This is a genomic window from Streptomyces sp. NPDC051315 (assembly GCF_044455165.1).
GTDB lineage: Bacteria > Actinomycetota > Actinomycetes > Streptomycetales > Streptomycetaceae > Streptomyces.
The window spans coordinates 186473-201977 of sequence record NZ_JBITEN010000004.1; the positions used below are offsets into that span (position 1 = coordinate 186473).

Annotated in this window: 12 protein-coding genes; 6 read left to right on the top strand and 6 right to left on the bottom strand. The window is 74.3% G+C overall.

From position 1 onward, the window contains the following. The first annotated feature begins 23 nt into the window (after window positions 1-23). From ACIBBD_RS10010 to ACIBBD_RS10020, 3 genes are read left to right on the top strand one after another with little or no spacing between them, the layout of a single operon-like run. Window positions 24-1172, top strand: a complete 1149-nt coding sequence (locus ACIBBD_RS10010) for an NAD(P)/FAD-dependent oxidoreductase (protein ID WP_399418839.1) — start codon at window positions 24-26, stop codon at window positions 1170-1172. Next, entirely contained in the window at window positions 1169-2230 is a 1062-nt protein-coding gene (locus tag ACIBBD_RS10015) for a saccharopine dehydrogenase (protein WP_399418840.1), read from the top strand. Before ACIBBD_RS10010 ends, ACIBBD_RS10015 begins: the two co-directional genes overlap by 4 nt. Beyond that, window positions 2223-3419 carry a saccharopine dehydrogenase family protein gene (locus ACIBBD_RS10020; RefSeq protein ID WP_399418841.1) on the top strand — a complete coding sequence of 399 codons (1197 nt, stop codon included), beginning with the start codon at window positions 2223-2225 and terminating at the stop codon, window positions 3417-3419. Before ACIBBD_RS10015 ends, ACIBBD_RS10020 begins: the two co-directional genes overlap by 8 nt. 33 nt (window positions 3420-3452) lie before the next feature. Here ACIBBD_RS10020 and ACIBBD_RS10025 read toward each other — a convergent pair whose 3' ends face one another. The 3 genes from ACIBBD_RS10025 to ACIBBD_RS10035 are packed head-to-tail and all read right to left on the bottom strand — an operon-like array spanning window position 3453 to window position 6831. After that, the gene (locus tag ACIBBD_RS10025; protein ID WP_399418842.1) at window positions 3453-4682 is read right to left on the bottom strand and encodes a serine hydrolase domain-containing protein; all 1230 of its coding nucleotides are present in this window, start codon (window positions 4680-4682) and stop codon (window positions 3453-3455) included. A 59-nt stretch (window positions 4683-4741) separates the two neighbouring features. Beyond that, on the bottom strand, window positions 4742-6244 hold the full coding sequence (locus tag ACIBBD_RS10030; RefSeq protein WP_399418843.1) for an MFS transporter: 1503 nt from the start codon (window positions 6242-6244) through the stop codon (window positions 4742-4744). Then, the gene (locus tag ACIBBD_RS10035) at window positions 6241-6831 is read right to left on the bottom strand and encodes a TetR/AcrR family transcriptional regulator (RefSeq protein ID WP_399418844.1); all 591 of its coding nucleotides are present in this window, start codon (window positions 6829-6831) and stop codon (window positions 6241-6243) included. The genes ACIBBD_RS10030 and ACIBBD_RS10035 overlap by 4 nt, the downstream gene beginning before the upstream one ends. Window positions 6832-6933: 102 nt before the next feature. On the opposite strand from ACIBBD_RS10035, the gene ACIBBD_RS10040 reads away from it, so the two are divergent. Continuing rightward, window positions 6934-7386 carry a PPOX class F420-dependent oxidoreductase gene (locus tag ACIBBD_RS10040; protein ID WP_399418845.1) on the top strand — a complete coding sequence of 151 codons (453 nt, stop codon included), beginning with the start codon at window positions 6934-6936 and terminating at the stop codon, window positions 7384-7386. Between the two features lie 1304 nt (window positions 7387-8690). Here ACIBBD_RS10040 and ACIBBD_RS10045 read toward each other — a convergent pair. Together ACIBBD_RS10045 and ACIBBD_RS10050 are read right to left on the bottom strand one after the other, a co-directional pair. Beyond that, the gene (locus ACIBBD_RS10045) at window positions 8691-10046 is read right to left on the bottom strand and encodes an MFS transporter (RefSeq protein ID WP_399418846.1); all 1356 of its coding nucleotides are present in this window, start codon (window positions 10044-10046) and stop codon (window positions 8691-8693) included. Window positions 10047-10260: 214 nt separating this feature from the next. Then, window positions 10261-10926: a TetR family transcriptional regulator gene (locus tag ACIBBD_RS10050; protein ID WP_399418847.1), complete on the bottom strand. Its 666-nt coding sequence runs from the start codon at window positions 10924-10926 to the stop codon at window positions 10261-10263. 151 nt (window positions 10927-11077) lie between these two features. Here ACIBBD_RS10050 and ACIBBD_RS10055 point away from each other — a divergent pair, with 151 nt between their 5' ends. Both ACIBBD_RS10055 and ACIBBD_RS10060 read left to right on the top strand, forming a co-directional pair. Continuing rightward, on the top strand, window positions 11078-11962 hold the full coding sequence (locus ACIBBD_RS10055; protein WP_399418848.1) for a shikimate dehydrogenase: 885 nt from the start codon (window positions 11078-11080) through the stop codon (window positions 11960-11962). Window positions 11963-12211: 249 nt separating this feature from the next. Next, window positions 12212-14029 (top strand): bifunctional sugar phosphate isomerase/epimerase/4-hydroxyphenylpyruvate dioxygenase family protein, encoded by a 1818-nt coding sequence (locus ACIBBD_RS10060; RefSeq protein WP_399418849.1) that lies wholly within the window; start codon window positions 12212-12214, stop codon window positions 14027-14029. A 1-nt stretch (window position 14030) separates the two neighbouring features. Here ACIBBD_RS10060 and ACIBBD_RS10065 read toward each other — a convergent pair whose 3' ends face one another. Then, window positions 14031-15473 carry a membrane-associated oxidoreductase gene (locus tag ACIBBD_RS10065; RefSeq protein ID WP_399418850.1) on the bottom strand — a complete coding sequence of 481 codons (1443 nt, stop codon included), beginning with the start codon at window positions 15471-15473 and terminating at the stop codon, window positions 14031-14033. Window positions 15474-15505: the final 32 nt, after the last annotated feature.

Consider the following 15505-nt stretch of genomic DNA (forward strand, 5'->3'; position numbering starts at 1 on the left):
GCCCGCCGAAAGGAGCCGCCCGCGTGAACACGCACGCATCGGTCGTCGTCATCGGCGGCGGCGTGATGGGCACGAGCATCGCCTACCACCTGGCCGCCGCCGGCGTCCCCGACGTCCTCCTGATCGAGCGGGACGAACTCGGCGCCGGCTCGACCTCGAAGGCCGCCGGCGGAGTGCGGGCCCAGTTCTCCGACGAGGTGAACATCCGGCTGGGGGCGCGCAGTCTGGAGGCGTTCGCCCGGTTCGGGCAGGAGATCGGCACCGACATCGGGCTGCACCGCGTCGGCTACCTGTTCCTGCTGTCCGCCCCGCAGGACGTCGCCTCCTTCGAGGCGAGCGTGCGGCTGCAGAACGCCCTGGGCGTGCCCAGCCGTTTGATCGACCCGGCCGAGGCCCGCCGGCTCTCGCCGCTGATCAGCACCGACGGGCTGCTGGCGGCCGCGTTCTCGCCCGACGACGGGCACTGCACCCCCGAGGCCGTCGTCCACGGCTACGCGGCCGCCGCCCGCCGCCACGGGGCGCGCATCCTGCGGCACACCGAGGTCACCGGCATCGACACGCGCGGTTCCACCATCACCGGGGTGACGACCACCCTCGGCCGCGTCACCACCGACACGGTGGTCTGCGCGGCGGGCGCCTGGTCCCGGGCGGTCGGCGCGATGGCCGGTGTGGACCTGCCGGTACGGCCGCTGCGCCGCCAGATCGCGGTCACCGAACCGCTCCCCGGCGGTCCGCCGCCCGCGCTGCCGATGACGATCGACTTCTCCACCAGCCTCTACTTCCACGCCGAGGGCCCCGGCCTCCTCGTCGGCATGTCCGACCCCGACGAGCGGCCCGGCTTCGCCACCGACACCCACGACCGGTGGATCCCCCGCCTGGCCGCGGCGATGGAGCGGCGCGCCCCCGCCCTGCTCGACCTGCGCCGCACGGGCGGCTGGGCAGGCCTGTACGAGGTGACCCCGGACCACAACGCCCTGATCGGCGAGGCGACTTCGGTGTCCCGTTTCCTGTATGCGACCGGCTTCTCGGGCCACGGCTTCCTGCAGGGCCCGGCCGTCGGCGAGGTCGTCCGCGACCTCTGCCTCGGCCGCGTACCCTTCGTGGACGTCACCCCCCTCGGCGCCGGCCGGTTCGCCGCCGACGCCCCGCGTCCGGAGGTCAACCGCGTATGACCGAACTGCACCTGTGGCTGCGCCACGAGGTCCGTTCCACCGAGCGCCGCACCCCGATCGTGCCCGACGACGCCGGACGGCTCGTGGCGGCCGGAGTGGACCTGACCGTCGAGGAGTCCCCGCAGCGGATCTTCGCGGCGCGGGAGTACGAGGCGGCCGGCGCGCGGATCGTCCCCCCGGGCTCCTGGGCGTCGGCGCCGCGCGACGCCGTGATTCTCGGCCTGAAGGAACTCCCCGACCGTCCGGCCGAGCTGATCCACCGGCATGTCTTCTTCGGACACGCCTACAAGCGGCAGCCGGGCGCGACCGGTCTGCTGGCCCGGTTCGCGGCCGGGCGCGGGGCCCTGCTGGACCTGGAGTACCTGGTGGACGACCAGGGACGCCGGCTCGCCGCGTTCGGCTTCTGGGCGGGCTACCTGGGCGCCGCCCTGGCCGTGCTCCAGCACCGGGGCCGGCTGACCGCGCCCCTGCGCCCGACCGACAAGGACGCACTGGACGAGGCCCTGCGCGCGGCCCCCGGCGACGAGGACTTCACCGCCCTCGTCGTCGGCGCCCTCGGCCGCAGCGGCCGGGGCGCCCGGACCGCGTTCGCCACGGCCGGCGTCGAGCCCACCTGCTGGGACCTGGCGGAGACCCGTGACCTGGACCGCCGCGCCCTGCTCGACCACGACGTGATGGTCAACGCGGTCCTGGCCACGAGCCCCGTCCCGCCGTTCCTGCGGGAGGAGGACCTCGACGACCCCGCCCGCCGGCTGCGCACCCTCTCCGACGTCACCTGCGACGTCGGCTCCCCCCTCAACGTCCTGCCGGTCTACGACCGCACGACCGAGTGGAGCGATCCGGTACGGCGGCTGCGCAAGGAACCCCCGCTCGACCTGATCGCCATCGACAACCTGCCGTCCCTGCTGCCCCGCGAGTCCAGCGCCGACTTCTCGGCGGCCCTGACGCCCCAGCTGCTCGACCTCGGGGTCGGCGGGCCGTGGGGGCGCTGCCTGGACCGCTTCCACCAGGCGTGCCGGGAGCTCGGGGTGACGGAAGGGGAGTCCGGCCGTGCCTGAGCGGGTCGACGCGAGCGGAACCGTTCACTGGATCGGCGCCGGCCTGTCCACCGGCAGCGGGCTGGCCGCGCTGTGCGAGCACGCCGGGCGGGTGCGGCTGTGGCACCGCACCGAGGAGCGGGCCGCCGAGGCCCTCGGCCGGCTGGGCCTGACCGGACGCGCCGAGCCGCGCCCGTACACCCTCGACGCGCTCACGGCGGAACTGGCGCCCGGTGACGTCGTGGTGTCGATGCTGCCCGCACCCGAGCACGCCCCGCTGCTGGCGGCGTGCGTGGACCGGCGCGCCCACTTCGCGTGCTCCAGCTACGTCTCGGACGCGGTGCTGCGGCAGGTGCCCGCGGCCCTCGACGCGGGCGTCGTCGTGCTGACCGAGGCAGGGCTCGACCCGGGGGTCGACCACCTCTTCGCGCACGGCCTCGTGGCGCGTGCCCGGGTGGCGATCGGCGACGGCACGCCCGCCTCGTACCGCTTCACGTCCTACTGCGGCGGCGTGCCGGCCGTTCCCAACGACTTCCGGTACCGCTTCAGCTGGGCTCCGCTCGGTGTCCTCAACGCCCTGCGCTCGCCCGCCCGTTACGTCGAGGGCGGCACCGAGAGGACCGCCGAGCGGCCGTGGGAGGCCACCCGCGCCCACCTCGTCGACGGCGAGGCCTTCGAGGCCTACCCCAACCGCGACAGCGTCCCGTTCGTGCAGCAGTACGGGCTGCCGACGGCCTGGCGGCCGCGGACCTTCGTGCGCGGCACGCTCCGCCTGGGCGGATGGCGGCGGGCCTGGGCACCGGTGTTCGAGGAGCTGAAGGCCGGCGACGACGAGCGGATCGCCGCCCTCGCCCGGGAACTGGCCGAGGCCCACCCCACCACGGACGCGGACCGGGACCGGGTGGTGCTCGCCGTGTCGCTGACGGTGAACGCCCGCAGCGGCGCGTCCTGGTCGGGCGGTTACCTGCTGGACCTGGTGGGCGACGAGGAGGAGAGCGCGATGGCCCGCTGTGTCTCCCGGCCCCTCGCGCTCGGCGTCCGGCACGTCCTCGACGGCTCCCTGCCGGCGGGCCTGAGCCGTGCCGCCGAGACGGACGAGCGGTCGCGGGAGTGGCTGGGTGAACTCGCCGTGGACGGCGTCCCCTTCACCCTGCGCGTCGACGGGGACGGGGACGGCGGACGGGACGGGGACGGACCGGTCGGCCGGTAGGGGTCCGGCCGGTGCGCGGCGCGGGCGGCCCGGTCAGTCCGTGACCGCCTCGTGGATCAGGCGCTTGAGGTCGGCGTACAGCTTCAGCGACTTCCTCGGCCTCACCTGCGTCAGGAACTGCACCGTCAGGTCGCGGCCCGGGTCGACCCAGAACGTCGTCGTCGCCACCCCGCTCCAGCCGTAGGTGCCGAGCCCGGAGGGTGCCTGGGTGCGCTCGGGGTCGATCACCACCGAGACGCCGAGACCGAAGCCGACGCCGTCGTTGCCGGGTTCGTCGTGCGCGGGGAGGCTGCCGACGGTGCGCAGGTCGGCGCCGCCGGGCAGGTGGTTGCGGGTCATCAGGTCCACCGTCTCGGGCCGGAGCAGGCGGATGCCGTCGAGTTCGCCGCGGCGGCGCAGCAGCTCCATGAAACGGTGGATGTCGTACGCGGTCGCCACCATGCCGCCGCTGCCCGACAGGAAGCGGGGGCGGCCGAACAGCGGCAGCCCGGGGATCGGCTCCAGACGGCCGTCGTCGGTGTCGCCGTACAGCTCGGCCAGCCGGCCCGCCTGTTCGCCGGTGACCTGGAAGCCGGCGTCGGGCATGCCGAGCGGGCGGAAGATCCGCTCGGCGAGGAACTCGTCGAGGTCCCGGCCGGAGACGACCTCGATGATCCGGCCGAGCACGTTGGTGGCCACCGAGTAGTTCCACTGCGTGCCCGGTTCGAACTGCAGGGGCAGCCGCGCGTACGCCTCGACGGTCTCGGCCAGGTTCGAGCCCGGCAGCACCGCCGATTCCAGGCCGGCCTCGCGGTAGAGGGCGTCCACCGGGTGGCAGTGGTAGAAGGCGAAGGTCAGGCCCGCGGTGTGCGTCATCAGGTGCCGCACCAGGATCGGCTGGCCGACCGGGCGGGTGGTCATGGCGGAGCCGGAGCCGGAGACGTGGACCCGCTGGTCGGCGAAGGCGGGGAGGTGGTCGGCGACGGGGTCGTCGAGGGAGAGCCGGCCCTCCTCCACCAGCATCAGCGCGGCGACCGAGGTGACCGGCTTGGTCATCGAGTAGATCCGCCACAGCGTGTCCGGCTCCACGGGGAGCCCGGCGGCGACGTCCCGGTGCCCGTGCGTGGCGAGGTGCGCGACGCGGCCGCCGCGGGCGACGGACAGGAGGAAGCCGGGCAGGCGCCCCTCGTCGACGTAGTGGGCGACGTGCTGGTCGAGGCGGTCCAGCGCCTTCGCGTCCAGACCGACCTCGCGCGGGTCGGCCTCTTGTCGCAGCTGTGCCATCGCTCTCCTCCGGTGCGCTCGTGCGAGGTGTGCTCCGGCGTGCCCCGCCGGAACACAGCTCAGTTTTCATGGTCCCGTAGGGACGGCGGGAAAGGACCCCCTTCGGCGCCCTGACCGGTGTGCTCTGTACCGCTGTGCTCTGTACCGCGTCGACCGGCGGCGACTGTCGCGGGGCGGCTCGCCGAGGGAGCCGCGGGGGCGGGCCGCGACCGGCCCGGCAGCGCCCGGCAGATCGGTACCGCCGCCGCGGCCGCCACGGCGAGCACGACGAGCGGGGACCGGGTGCCCGTCTGTCCCATGAGCACGGTCGCCGCCGCCACACCGAGCGCCGGCCCGACGTTCATCGCCGTCTGCTGCAGGCCGCCCGCCACCCCGGCGGCCCGGGCGGGCGCCCGTCGTACGACGACATGGGTGGCCGCGACCATCACCGTGCCGAAGCCGGCGCCCAGCAGCGCGAAACCGAGGCAGAAGGCGGTGGCGCCGGAGGCGCGCGCCAGGACGAGCAGGCCGGTGGCGAGGACGGCGGTCGCCCCGGCGACCGTGGGGCGGGCGCCGGCCCGGCGCAGCAGGACGGCGGACGCGGGCGCCGCCGCGATCAGCAGCACGGCCAGCGGCAGGCTGAGCAGGGCGGTGCGCACAGGGGTGAGACCCAGGTCGTCCTGGAGGACGTAGACACAGGCGAAGAGCCCGCCGTTGAGGGCCGCCGAGGCGATGACCAGCAGGGTGAGGGCCGCGCCCACGGCCGGCGAGCCGACGACGTCCGGGGGCAGCAGCGGGGAGGGCGTGCGCCGCTCGTGCCGCACGAAGGCGGTCCCGGCGACGACGGCCGTCGCGGCCACCGCGGCGCCGGCCACATCCGTCACGCCGAACGGGGTGACCAGGGTGTGCACCAGACACGCCAGCGCCACCGCGAGCAGCAGCGCGCCGGGCACGTCCAGCGCCACGAGGGCCGTCGGCCGCTCCCCCGGCTCCCGCCCCGTCCGCTTCTCCCGCCCCGGCTCCTCCCGCTTCTCCCGCTTCTCCGGGGTGACGAGGGCGAGCGCGCCGAACAACAGCGCGGGCGCGATGGTCAGCAGGAACACGGCCCGCCATCCGAACCCGGTCGCCAGCGCCCCGCCGACCACCGGTCCGGCGGCGGCCGCCACCCCGATCGCCGCCGTCCGCACCGCGACCGGCCGCCGCAGCCCTTCCGGCGGGTACGCCACCCGCAGCATGCCGAGCGTCGCCGGCTGCAACAGCGCCCCGAACACGCCCTGGACGACCCTCAGCGCGATCACCCAGCCCACGCCGGGCGCCAGGGCGATGCCCGCCGAGGCGGCCGAGAAGCCGAGCATGCCGACGGCGAACGTGCGCCGGTGCCCGTACCGGTCGCCGAGCCGCCCGGCGAACACCAACAGCCCCGCCACGGCGACCAGATACCCGGTGCTGGTCCACTGAACCTGGGCGAAGGAGGCGTGCAGGTCGCGCTGGAGGGTGGGCTGGGCCACGGTCAGGACGGTGCCGTCGAGGGCGACGACCACGGCACCGGCCACGCTGCTCGCCAGGGTCAGGGCGCGGTTCACCGGCCCGGCTCCGGCCCCAGGTGCGCGTCGAGCGCCGTCCGCAGCAGGGGTACGAAGTCGTCCTCGCCGGTGGCCAGTTGCAGACTTCCCCAGCGCCACAGCTGGGCGATGCCGTGCAGGTTCGCCCACAGCGCGCCCGCGACCGCGCGGGCGTCGGCGTCCGGGCGGACCCGCCCGACCAGCTCCACCAGCACACCGAACAGCGGCAGGCTGGTCTCCCGCAGCCGCAGGTGTCCGCTCTCCAGCAGGTCGTGACGGAACATCAGCTCGTACATGGCGGGGTTGTCCAGCGCGAACCGCAGGTAGGCGTGCCCCAGTCCGGTCAGCTGCGCGCGCGGTGGAGCGGTGCCGTCGCCGAGGGCCGTCGTCACCCGTCCGGCGAGGTCGGTGAAGCCCCTGCGGGCGATGGCCGACAGCAGCTCCAGGTGGGTGGGGAAGTAGCGGCGGGGCGCCCCGTGCGAGACACCCGCCCGCCGGGCGATCTCCCGCAGCGTCAGCGCCCCGAGGCCCTCCCGGGCCAGCAGCTCCACGCCCACGTCCACGAGCCGGAGCCGCAGGTCCGGTTCCGGCTTCTCCGCATCACTCATAGACAGTGTCTACCAGTTGTGCGTAGACACTGTCTACGGAGGGCGGGGGAGCGGTTTCCCCGCAGGGGAATGCGGACGGCTCGCTTGCCGGTTGTGCCGTACATGACTCAGGACACGACGCAGCGCCACGCCCTGCTCGCCCTGCTCTCCGAGGGCCGCGGCGGGGTCCTCGTCACCCTCAAGCGCGACGGCCGCCCCCAGCTGTCGAACGTCAGCCACCACTACGACCCGGACGAGGGCGTCATCCGGATCTCCGTCACGGACGACCGCGCCAAGACGCGCAACCTGCGCCGGGATCCGCGGGCCTCGTACCACGTGTCCAACCCCGACCGCCGCGCCTACACGGTCGTCGAGGGCACCGCCGAGCTCTCGCCGGTCGCCGGGCACCCCTACGACGAGACCGTCGAGGAACTCGTCCGCCTGTACCGCGACGTCCAGGGCGAGCACCCGGACTGGGACGACTACCGCGCCGCCATGGTCCGCGACCGGCGTCTGGTGGTGCGCCTGAGAGTGGAGCGGGCGTACGGCATTCCCAGGGGGACCGAGGAGGGCTAGCGCCGCAACGGTGCTGGTTCCAGCGCCAGGATGTCTCCACACCGTCGCGGGTCTTTCCCCCGCGCGTCCACTCCTGGGCCGTGAGCCCGGAGGCCGCGCCCTCGGCGGTCAGTGGGGTGAGGCCACCGAAGCCCTTCCGGCATTGCGGTCACCGCGGCCACGAGGCCTGCGGTGCCGACGGTTTTCAACGCGGCCGGTCCGAGCCGTCGGGCCTGGGCGATGTCGGTGCGCCTGCCGGGCCGGACCGGGCCGCGGAGCGCCCCGCCCCCCTCGGCGTCCGTAGCGCTCGACGCGCCAGACCGGCCACGGTTTCGACCCGCCGCGCTCGGTTCCTGCACCACACCGTCGACGAGCGGTACACGGCCGCGGCCTGTCCCGGCGGGTTGTGGTGCGGCAGCAACCGCTGGGGGTCCACCGCGTGGCCTCGCGCGGCCAGTTGCTCCCACAGTCGGGCGGCGGAGGAGACGGACACGGGCACGGGCCCGAACTTCGCCACGAGGACGGCACCCACCCCGAGACCGAGACCGAGGCCCACGAATCTGCGCACGGGACGGTGCCCGGACCGACTGCTGTTTCTTGCCATGGCCGCACGCTACGGCCGCTCAGGAGCCACCGTCATGCGCGCCCGTACTCAACATCCCGTAGGTACCTGAGCCGGGGGCGCGCCCGCGGCTCCCCAGCCCCCCCCGGCCGTCACCTCGCGACCCCCGCCGGGGCCGGCGGCGTCGAGCTCGGCGTGAGTGTCGCCTGTCCGACCCCTGTCTCCGGCCGCGCGTCACCTCACGGTCGGCTCGCCGCAGGGTGCCGCAGTCGCCACCGCCGCCTCCTGCCTCTCTCCGCACCACACCCAGGACAGCGAGGACGACATGGCCCGCTTCCGGTACCGCCAGGCCCTCACCCCGAACCGCCCCACCGGACGCGACCTCCGCCTGCGCATCGACACCGAACCCCCGCCTCTCTCAACGGCAGTTGTTCCACCTCCGTGCGGTGGTCGCCGCCATGGCCGCGATCGCCCCGCCACGGCCCGGCGGACACGACCCAGCGCGCGTCGGCGCACCGCCGGGTCGGCGTCCGGCCCGGCCTGAGTTCGCGCCCGGCACCTGAGTTCCGCCCTGCACCTGAGTTCCCGCCCGGCACACGGGCTCCCCGCTCTCGGCCCGAGCCTTCCGCTCTCGGCCCGAGCCCTCCGCCTGGCCGGAACCGGAGCTTCCTGCCTGACCCCAGGTCCACCCCGAGCCCCCTGAGCCCCCGGAGCCGTGAAAGCGTCCGGGGGCTCGGAGGGGGAAGTGGGCCGGTCGGCGGGCTCAGGCCGTCACCGTCTCCGGCTCGGCCGCCTCCCGGCGCGTGCGCTCGCCGAGTTCCTCCGTCGGCACCTTCGCGGTCTCCCGCGCCGACAGGGCCGCGATCACCGGCGGGACGCACAGCGCCGCCGTGAACAGGGCCACCGCCGCCCAGTCGTCGCCGTCCGGGCCGGCGATCTGCGCGGCGAAGGTGACCGCGAAGCCGGCCACGGCGAAGCCGATCTGGGTGCCGATCGCCATGCCGGACAGCCGGACCCGGGTGGAGAACATCTCGCCGTAGAAGGAGGGCCAGACGCCGTTCGCGGCGCTGTAGACGACACCGAAGGCCACGACGCCGAGGACCAGGGTGAGGGGGTAGGAGCCGGTGGAGATCGCCCACAGGTAGAGGAACATCGCCGCCGCGCTGCCGGCCGCGCCGATCAGGAACACCGGGCGGCGGCCGATGCGGTCGGACAGCGTGGCCCACAGGGGGATCGCCGCCAGCGCGACCAGGTTGGCCAGCGCGGCCACCCACAGCATGGAGGAGCGGCTCATCCCGACCGAGTCACCGGTGGCGTACGCCAGCGCCCACACCGTGAAGATCGTGGAGACCGAGGCGACGAGCGCGCCCGCGATCACCCGCAGCACGTCCGCCCAGTGTTCGCGCATCAGCACCGCCAGCGGCAGCTTGACGACACCCTCGCGGGTGGCCTGCTGGGCGAAGGCCGGCGTCTCGTCGAGCTTGCGGCGGATGACGTAGCCGACGACGGCGACCGCGATGCTGAGCCAGAACGGCACCCGCCAGCCCCACGACAGCAGCTGCTCCTCGGGCAGGGCCGCGATGGGGATGAAGACCAGCGTGGCCAGGAGCTGACCGCCCTGCGTGCCGCTGAGCGTGAAACTGGTGAAGAAGCCGCGCCGGTGCGGCGGTGCGTGCTCCAGCGTCATCGAGTTGGCGCTGGCCTGCTCACCGGCCGCGGAGATGCCCTGCAGCACCCGGCAGAGCACCAGCAGCACCGGGGCGAGCGTGCCGACCTGGTCGCGGGTCGGCAGACAGCCGATGAGGAACGTCGACACGCCCATGAGGATGAGCGTGAACACCATGATCTTCTTGCGGCCCACCCGGTCCCCGAAGTGACCGAGGAAGAGCGCGCCGATCGGGCGGGCCGCGTACGCGACACCGAAGGTGGCCAGCGACAGCAGGGTCGCGGTGGCCGGGTCGGACTCGTCGAAGAAGACCTCCGGGAAGATCAGCGCCGCCGCGCTGCCGTAGATGAAGAAGTCGTAGTACTCCAGGGCGCTGCCGATCCAGGCGGCGGTCGCGGCTTTCCTGGGCTGACCGGGCGGGGCGGCGTCGTGGGGTGCTGCGGGGACGGACACGGCGTGCTCCTTCGGGGGGACTCCAACGTACGCGGAGTGAGAGGGACGGCGAGGGAGGGGGGGAGGGGCCGGATCCCGGGGGTGGTGGGGCGGCGCAGCCGGGTGCTACCCGACTCAATTAACGCACTGGATAGTTAATAGCGGTTGGGTAGGGATGTTGCGCCCGTGTTTCGCCGGTGTCAAGGGGTCCAGCGCGGAAGTCCCGGGGGCGGCCTCAGCCGTCCGTCCGCTCCGCCGTCAGGTAGGCGATCACCATGTCGCCGAGCATGGTGCGGTAGTGCTCGCGTTGCGCCGGGTCGACCAGGTCCCGCCCGAACAGGGCGCCGAAGGTGTGCCGGTTGGCGACCCGGAAGAAGCAGAACGAGCTGATCATCGCGTGCAGGTCGACGGCGTCGACGTCGGCCGTGAACAGGCCGGACTCCTGTCCGGCGGCCAGGATGCGGCGGATCACGTCGAGGGCGGGGGAGCCGATCCTGCCGAGCTTCTCGGAGGCGGCGATGTGCTCGGCCTCGTGGATGTTCTCGATGCTGACCAGCCGGATGAAGTCCGGGTGCTGCTCGTGGTGGTCGAAGGTCAGCTCCGCCAGCCGGCGGATGGCCGCGACCGGGTCGAGGTGCTCGACGTCGAGCCGCTGCTCGGCCTCGCGGATCACGCCGTACGCGCGCTCCAGGACGGCGGTGAACAGCTGCTCCTTGCCGCCGAAGTAGTAGTAGATCATCCGCTTCGTGGTGCGGGTGCGGGCGGCGATGTCGTCGACGCGGGCGCCGGCGTAACCGACCCGGGCGAACTCCTGGGTGGCCACGTCGAGGATCTCGGCCTGGGTGCGGGCGGCGTCACGGATCCGCCCGCCGGGTCGTGCCGGTTCGTCGACGCTGGTCATCGGGTTCCTTCGGGCGTAGGGCGCTTGTCACTCGCGTGCCGCGATTCTAGAAGCCGATCACCTCCCGTGGGGCGGGAGGGCTTTCCCCGGGGCCGGACGGGATGTTATGAGTAACTCACTAGTTCGTACATTAGCTGCCCAGGAGGTCCGCGTGACCAAGGACTCGTATCTCGTCGGGCTGATCGGCTCCGGCATCGGACCGTCGCTCAGTCCGGCCCTGCACGAGCGGGAGGCGGACCGCCAGGGGCTGCGCTACCTGTACCGGCTGATCGACATCGACGACCTGGGTGTGCCTCCGGAGGCGGTGGGCGACCTGGTGCGGGCCGCCCGCGACCTCGGCTTCGACGGGCTGAACGTCACGCACCCGTGCAAGCAGCTCGTCATCCCCCACCTCGACGCCCTCGCGCCGCAGGCTCAGGCGCTCGGCGCGGTCAACACCGTGGTCTTCGAGGACGGCCGGGCGGTCGGCCACAACACGGACGTCACCGGCTTCGCCGCCTCCTTCGCGCGCGGACTGCCCGACGCCCCGCTGGAGCGGGTGGTGCAGCTCGGCGCGGGCGGCGCGGGCGCGGCCGTCGCGTTCGCCACGCTCACCCTGGGCGCCGGGCGCGTGACCGTGGTGGACGCGCTGCCCGAGCGGGCCGCCGCCCTCGCCGACTCCCTGAACCGGCACTTCGGCGCGGGGCGGGCCGCCGCCGGCACCCCGGACAGCCTCGCCGGTCTGCTCGCCCGCGCCGAGGGCATCGGCGGCGTCGTGCACGCCACGCCCACCGGCATGGCCGCCCACCCGGGCCTGCCGTTCCCCGCCGAGCTGCTGAGTCCCGGGCTGTGGGTGGCCGAGGTCGTCTACCGGCCGCTGGAGACCGAGCTGCTGCGCACCGCCCGAGCCGCCGGCTGCGCCACCCTGGACGGCGGCGGCATGGCCGTCTTCCAGGCCGTGGACGCCTTCCGCCTGTTCACCGGCCGGGAACCCGACAGCGCGCGGATGCTCGAGGACATCGCCGAGCTGGCCGGCGCGGTCCCGGCCCCGAAGTAATCCCGCGGTCACCGCCGCGCGACCCGAGCCGCAGGGCCTCGCGGTCTCCGCCGCGCGCCCCCCGGCCCCGGAGAGGTCCCGGGAAGGGGCGGCCCCGGAGCACCAGCCCCGGAGCAGCCGTCCGGGAAGGCGGGTGTCGAAGAAGCAGCCGCCGGAGAAGCGGCCCCTTAGGAAGCAGCGCCACGGAAGCGGCCCCGAAGAGGGCCTGCGACGAGCAGCACGGCCAGAAGCAGGAGAAGAGGTACCCAGGTGCGTACGTCCATCGCCACCGTCTCCCTGAGCGGTTCCCTCACGGAGAAGCTCACCGCCGCGGCCCGGGCAGGCTTCGACGGCGTCGAGATCTTCGAGAACGACCTCCTCGCCAGCCCCCTCACCCCGGAGGAGATCCGCGCCCGCTGCGAGGATCTCGGCCTGCGGATCGAGCTGTACCAGCCGATGCGGGACATGGAGGCGGTGCCCGCCGAGGAGTTCGCCCGCAACCTGCGCCGCGCCCGCGCCAAGTTCGCGCTGATGAACCGGCTCGGCGCCGACCTGGTCCTGGTCTGCTCCAGCGTCTCCCCGCTCGCCGAGGACGACGACGCGCTCGCCGCCCAGCACCTGCACGACCTCGCCGAGCTCGCCCAGGACTTCGGGATCCGCGTCGCCTACGAGGCACTCGCCTGGGGACGGCACGTCAGCACCTACGACCACGCCTGGCACATCGTCGAGACCGCCGGCCACCCGGCGCTCGGCACCTGCCTGGACAGTTTCCACATCCTCTCCCGGGGCTGCGACCCGAAGGGCATCGAGGACATCCCCGGAGACAAGATCTTCTTCCTCCAGCTCGCCGACGCCCCGCTGCCCGCCATGGACGTCCTGCAGTGGTCCCGGCACCACCGCCGCTTCCCCGGACAGGGCGGCTTCGACGTCGCGGGCCTGCTGCGGCACGTGCTGCTCGCCGGCTACGACGGCCCGCTCTCCCTGGAGGTCTTCAACGACGTCTTCCGGCAGGCGGAGGCCGGCCCGACCGCCGTGGACGCCCGCCGCTCCCTGCTGCTGCTCCAGGAGGAGGCCGGCCTGGACGTCCTGCCCGCGCCGGTCGTTCCCACCGGGGTCGCCTTCGCCGAGCTGGTCACCCCGGACGCCGAGCCCGTCTCCGCGCTGCTGGGCTCCCTCGGTTTCGCCCGCACCGCCCGCCACCGCGGCAAGCCCGTCGAGCTGTGGGAACAGGGCGAGGCGCGGGTCCTGGTCAACACCGGGCCGGCCGCCCACCCCCACTCTCGGCTCCGCTCGCGCGGGGGGACCCCCGTCGACGGCACCTGCCTGGCCGCGGTGGGTCTGGAGTCGCCCGACCCGGCCGGCGCCGCCCGCCGCGCCGAGGCCCTGCTGGCCCCCGTGCTGCCGCGCCGCCGCGCCGCCGGGGACGCGCCCCTCGACGCGGTGGCCGCGCCCGACGGCACGGAACTCTTCCTGTGCGCGACCCGCCGCCCCCCACTGCCCGACTGGCGGGCCGACTTCGAGGACGTCGCGCACCCGCCCGCCGATCGCGCGGCCACCCGTATCGACCACCTCTCCCTCACCCAGCCCTGGCACCACTTCGACGAGGCCGTCCTCTTCCACCGCGGCGTCCTCGGCCTCGACGCCCAGGAGAGCGTCGACGTCGCCGACCCCTACGGCCTGCTCCGCAGCCGCGCCGTCACCAGCGCCGACGGCGGCGTCCGCTTCCCCCTCACCGTCGGCGCGGCACCCGCCGACGACACCGCCCATGCCCGGCACATCGCCCTGGCCACCGACGACGTGGTCGCGGCGGCCCGCCGCTTCACCGAGGCCGGCGGCCGGCTGCTGCCGATCCCCGGGAACTACTACGACGACCTCGCGGCCCGGCACACCTTCGCCGAGGGCGAGCTGGAGACCTACCGCGAGCTCGGCATCCTCTACGACCGCGACGCGCACGGCGTCTTCCGGCACTGCTACACCCGCACCGTCGGCCGCGTCTTCTTCGAACTCGTCCAGCGCGACGGCGGCTACCGGGGATACGGCGCCGCCAACGCGCCGGTGCGGCTGGCGGCTCAGCACGCCGCCAGGTGAGTCACTGCCGGCTGACGGTCCGCGTCACGCCCGCGACGACCGTGGTCGCCAGGATCCAGCCGGTGACGACGAGGACGTACGACAGCGTCTGGTAGCCGCCGGACGGGGCGAACGCGGACTCCTGCCCGAAGGAGATGACGGGCAGCAGCAGGTCGAGCGTGTAGAAGACCGGGTCGAAGTCGGGTGCCTCGGACGCCTTCAGGGGGCGGGGGTGGTGCCCGGCGAAGACGGCCGAGCCGACCACGAGCAGCGACAGCAGCCAGACGGCGGCGCGCAGCGGCCGGAAGCCGTAGCCGACGGCCGCGTCCTGGAGGTGGCCCCACAGCCGGCCGTACCAGGGAAGGGTGGACCGGCGGCGGCGCTGCTTGGCGAGTTGCACGAGCCGGGCGGCCTGGTCGTCACCGATCCGCCGGTACGCGGCGGTGAGCTGCTCGTAGGCGTGCGGGTCGAAGCCCTCGCCGTCGCGTTCCAGCATCGGCAGCCGGCGCTCGGCGGGCTCGTGCGGGGTGAGGAAGGTGTAGGTGAGGTCGATCAGACGCACCTCGTCGGGCAGCATCTCCGGCTCGAGGTCGAGCTGGTTGATCTCGGCGCGCCGCAGGTTGAGCCGGCCCTCGACCCGGTCGCCCCCGCGCAGCCAGAACTCGCCGATCACGCTGCTGCTGGCGCGCAGCGCGGTGTCGCCGGGGTGGGACAGGGTCGCCCGCAGCAGATCCACCCGGCCGGGTATCCGGGCGCCGCGCAGGTCGATCCGGCCCCGGGCGCGCAGCCGCCGGCCGAGGAGGTTGGCGCCGACGTCGAGGGATTCCGCGTCCAGGACGTGCGCGCCGGGGTTGCTGAGCTCGGCGTCCTCCAGGTCGAGGGAGCCGGCGACGGTGGCGCCGTCGAGCCGGACCAGGCCCCGGGCGCGCAGGCCGCGGGCGCACACGTCGTCGTCGACGGTGATCTGGTTGAGCTGGAGCACCGGTCGCCCGGGTGTCCCGCCGGTGAGGTCGGCCTCGTCCAGGAAGAGGGCGCCGGCGATCTGGGCGCCGTCGAGGCGCACCGGCCCGCCGAAGCGGCAGCGCGTCAGCCGCAGGCTGCCGTCGAGGCGCGCCCGGGTCACCGACAGGCCGGGCATCTCGGAGTCGCGCAGGCTGACGTAGCGCAGGTGGGCGCCGATGAGGTCGGGGGCGTCCTCGAAGCGGCAGTGGGTCAGGTGGATGACGCTGCCGACCGTCGCGTAGCGCAGGTCCAGCGGGCCGGTGACGTGCGCGCCCCTGACCTTGAGGGCGGCTGTCTCACCGGGTTCGGCGGGGCCGTTGAGGAGCAGGGTCCGCACCACCGCGGCGCGCAGGGTGTTGTCCTGGTCCCGGCCGCCGGCCCCCGCGCGGAAGTCCACTTCGGTGCCGGTGGCGAAGGCCCGCCAGACGCGCTGTTCGGCCGGTGTCAGATCGTTGATCTCCATCAGCCGCGACTCTGGCGGGCCCCCTGTGCGGT

Bases quoted from the DNA above. Each gene is read 5' to 3' on its own strand.
- ACIBBD_RS10015 (WP_399418840.1), top strand. From the start codon at position 1,169: ATGACCGAACTGCACCTGTGGCTGCGCCACGAGGTCCGTTCCACCGAG.
- ACIBBD_RS10025 (WP_399418842.1), bottom strand. From the start codon at position 4,682: ATGGCACAGCTGCGACAAGAGGCCGACCCGCGCGAGGTCGGTCTGGAC.
- ACIBBD_RS10035 (WP_399418844.1), bottom strand. From the start codon at position 6,831: ATGAGTGATGCGGAGAAGCCGGAACCGGACCTGCGGCTCCGGCTCGTG.
- ACIBBD_RS10040 (WP_399418845.1), top strand. From the start codon at position 6,934: ATGACTCAGGACACGACGCAGCGCCACGCCCTGCTCGCCCTGCTCTCC.
- ACIBBD_RS10050 (WP_399418847.1), bottom strand. From the start codon at position 10,926: ATGACCAGCGTCGACGAACCGGCACGACCCGGCGGGCGGATCCGTGAC.
- ACIBBD_RS10065 (WP_399418850.1), bottom strand. From the start codon at position 15,473: ATGGAGATCAACGATCTGACACCGGCCGAACAGCGCGTCTGGCGGGCC.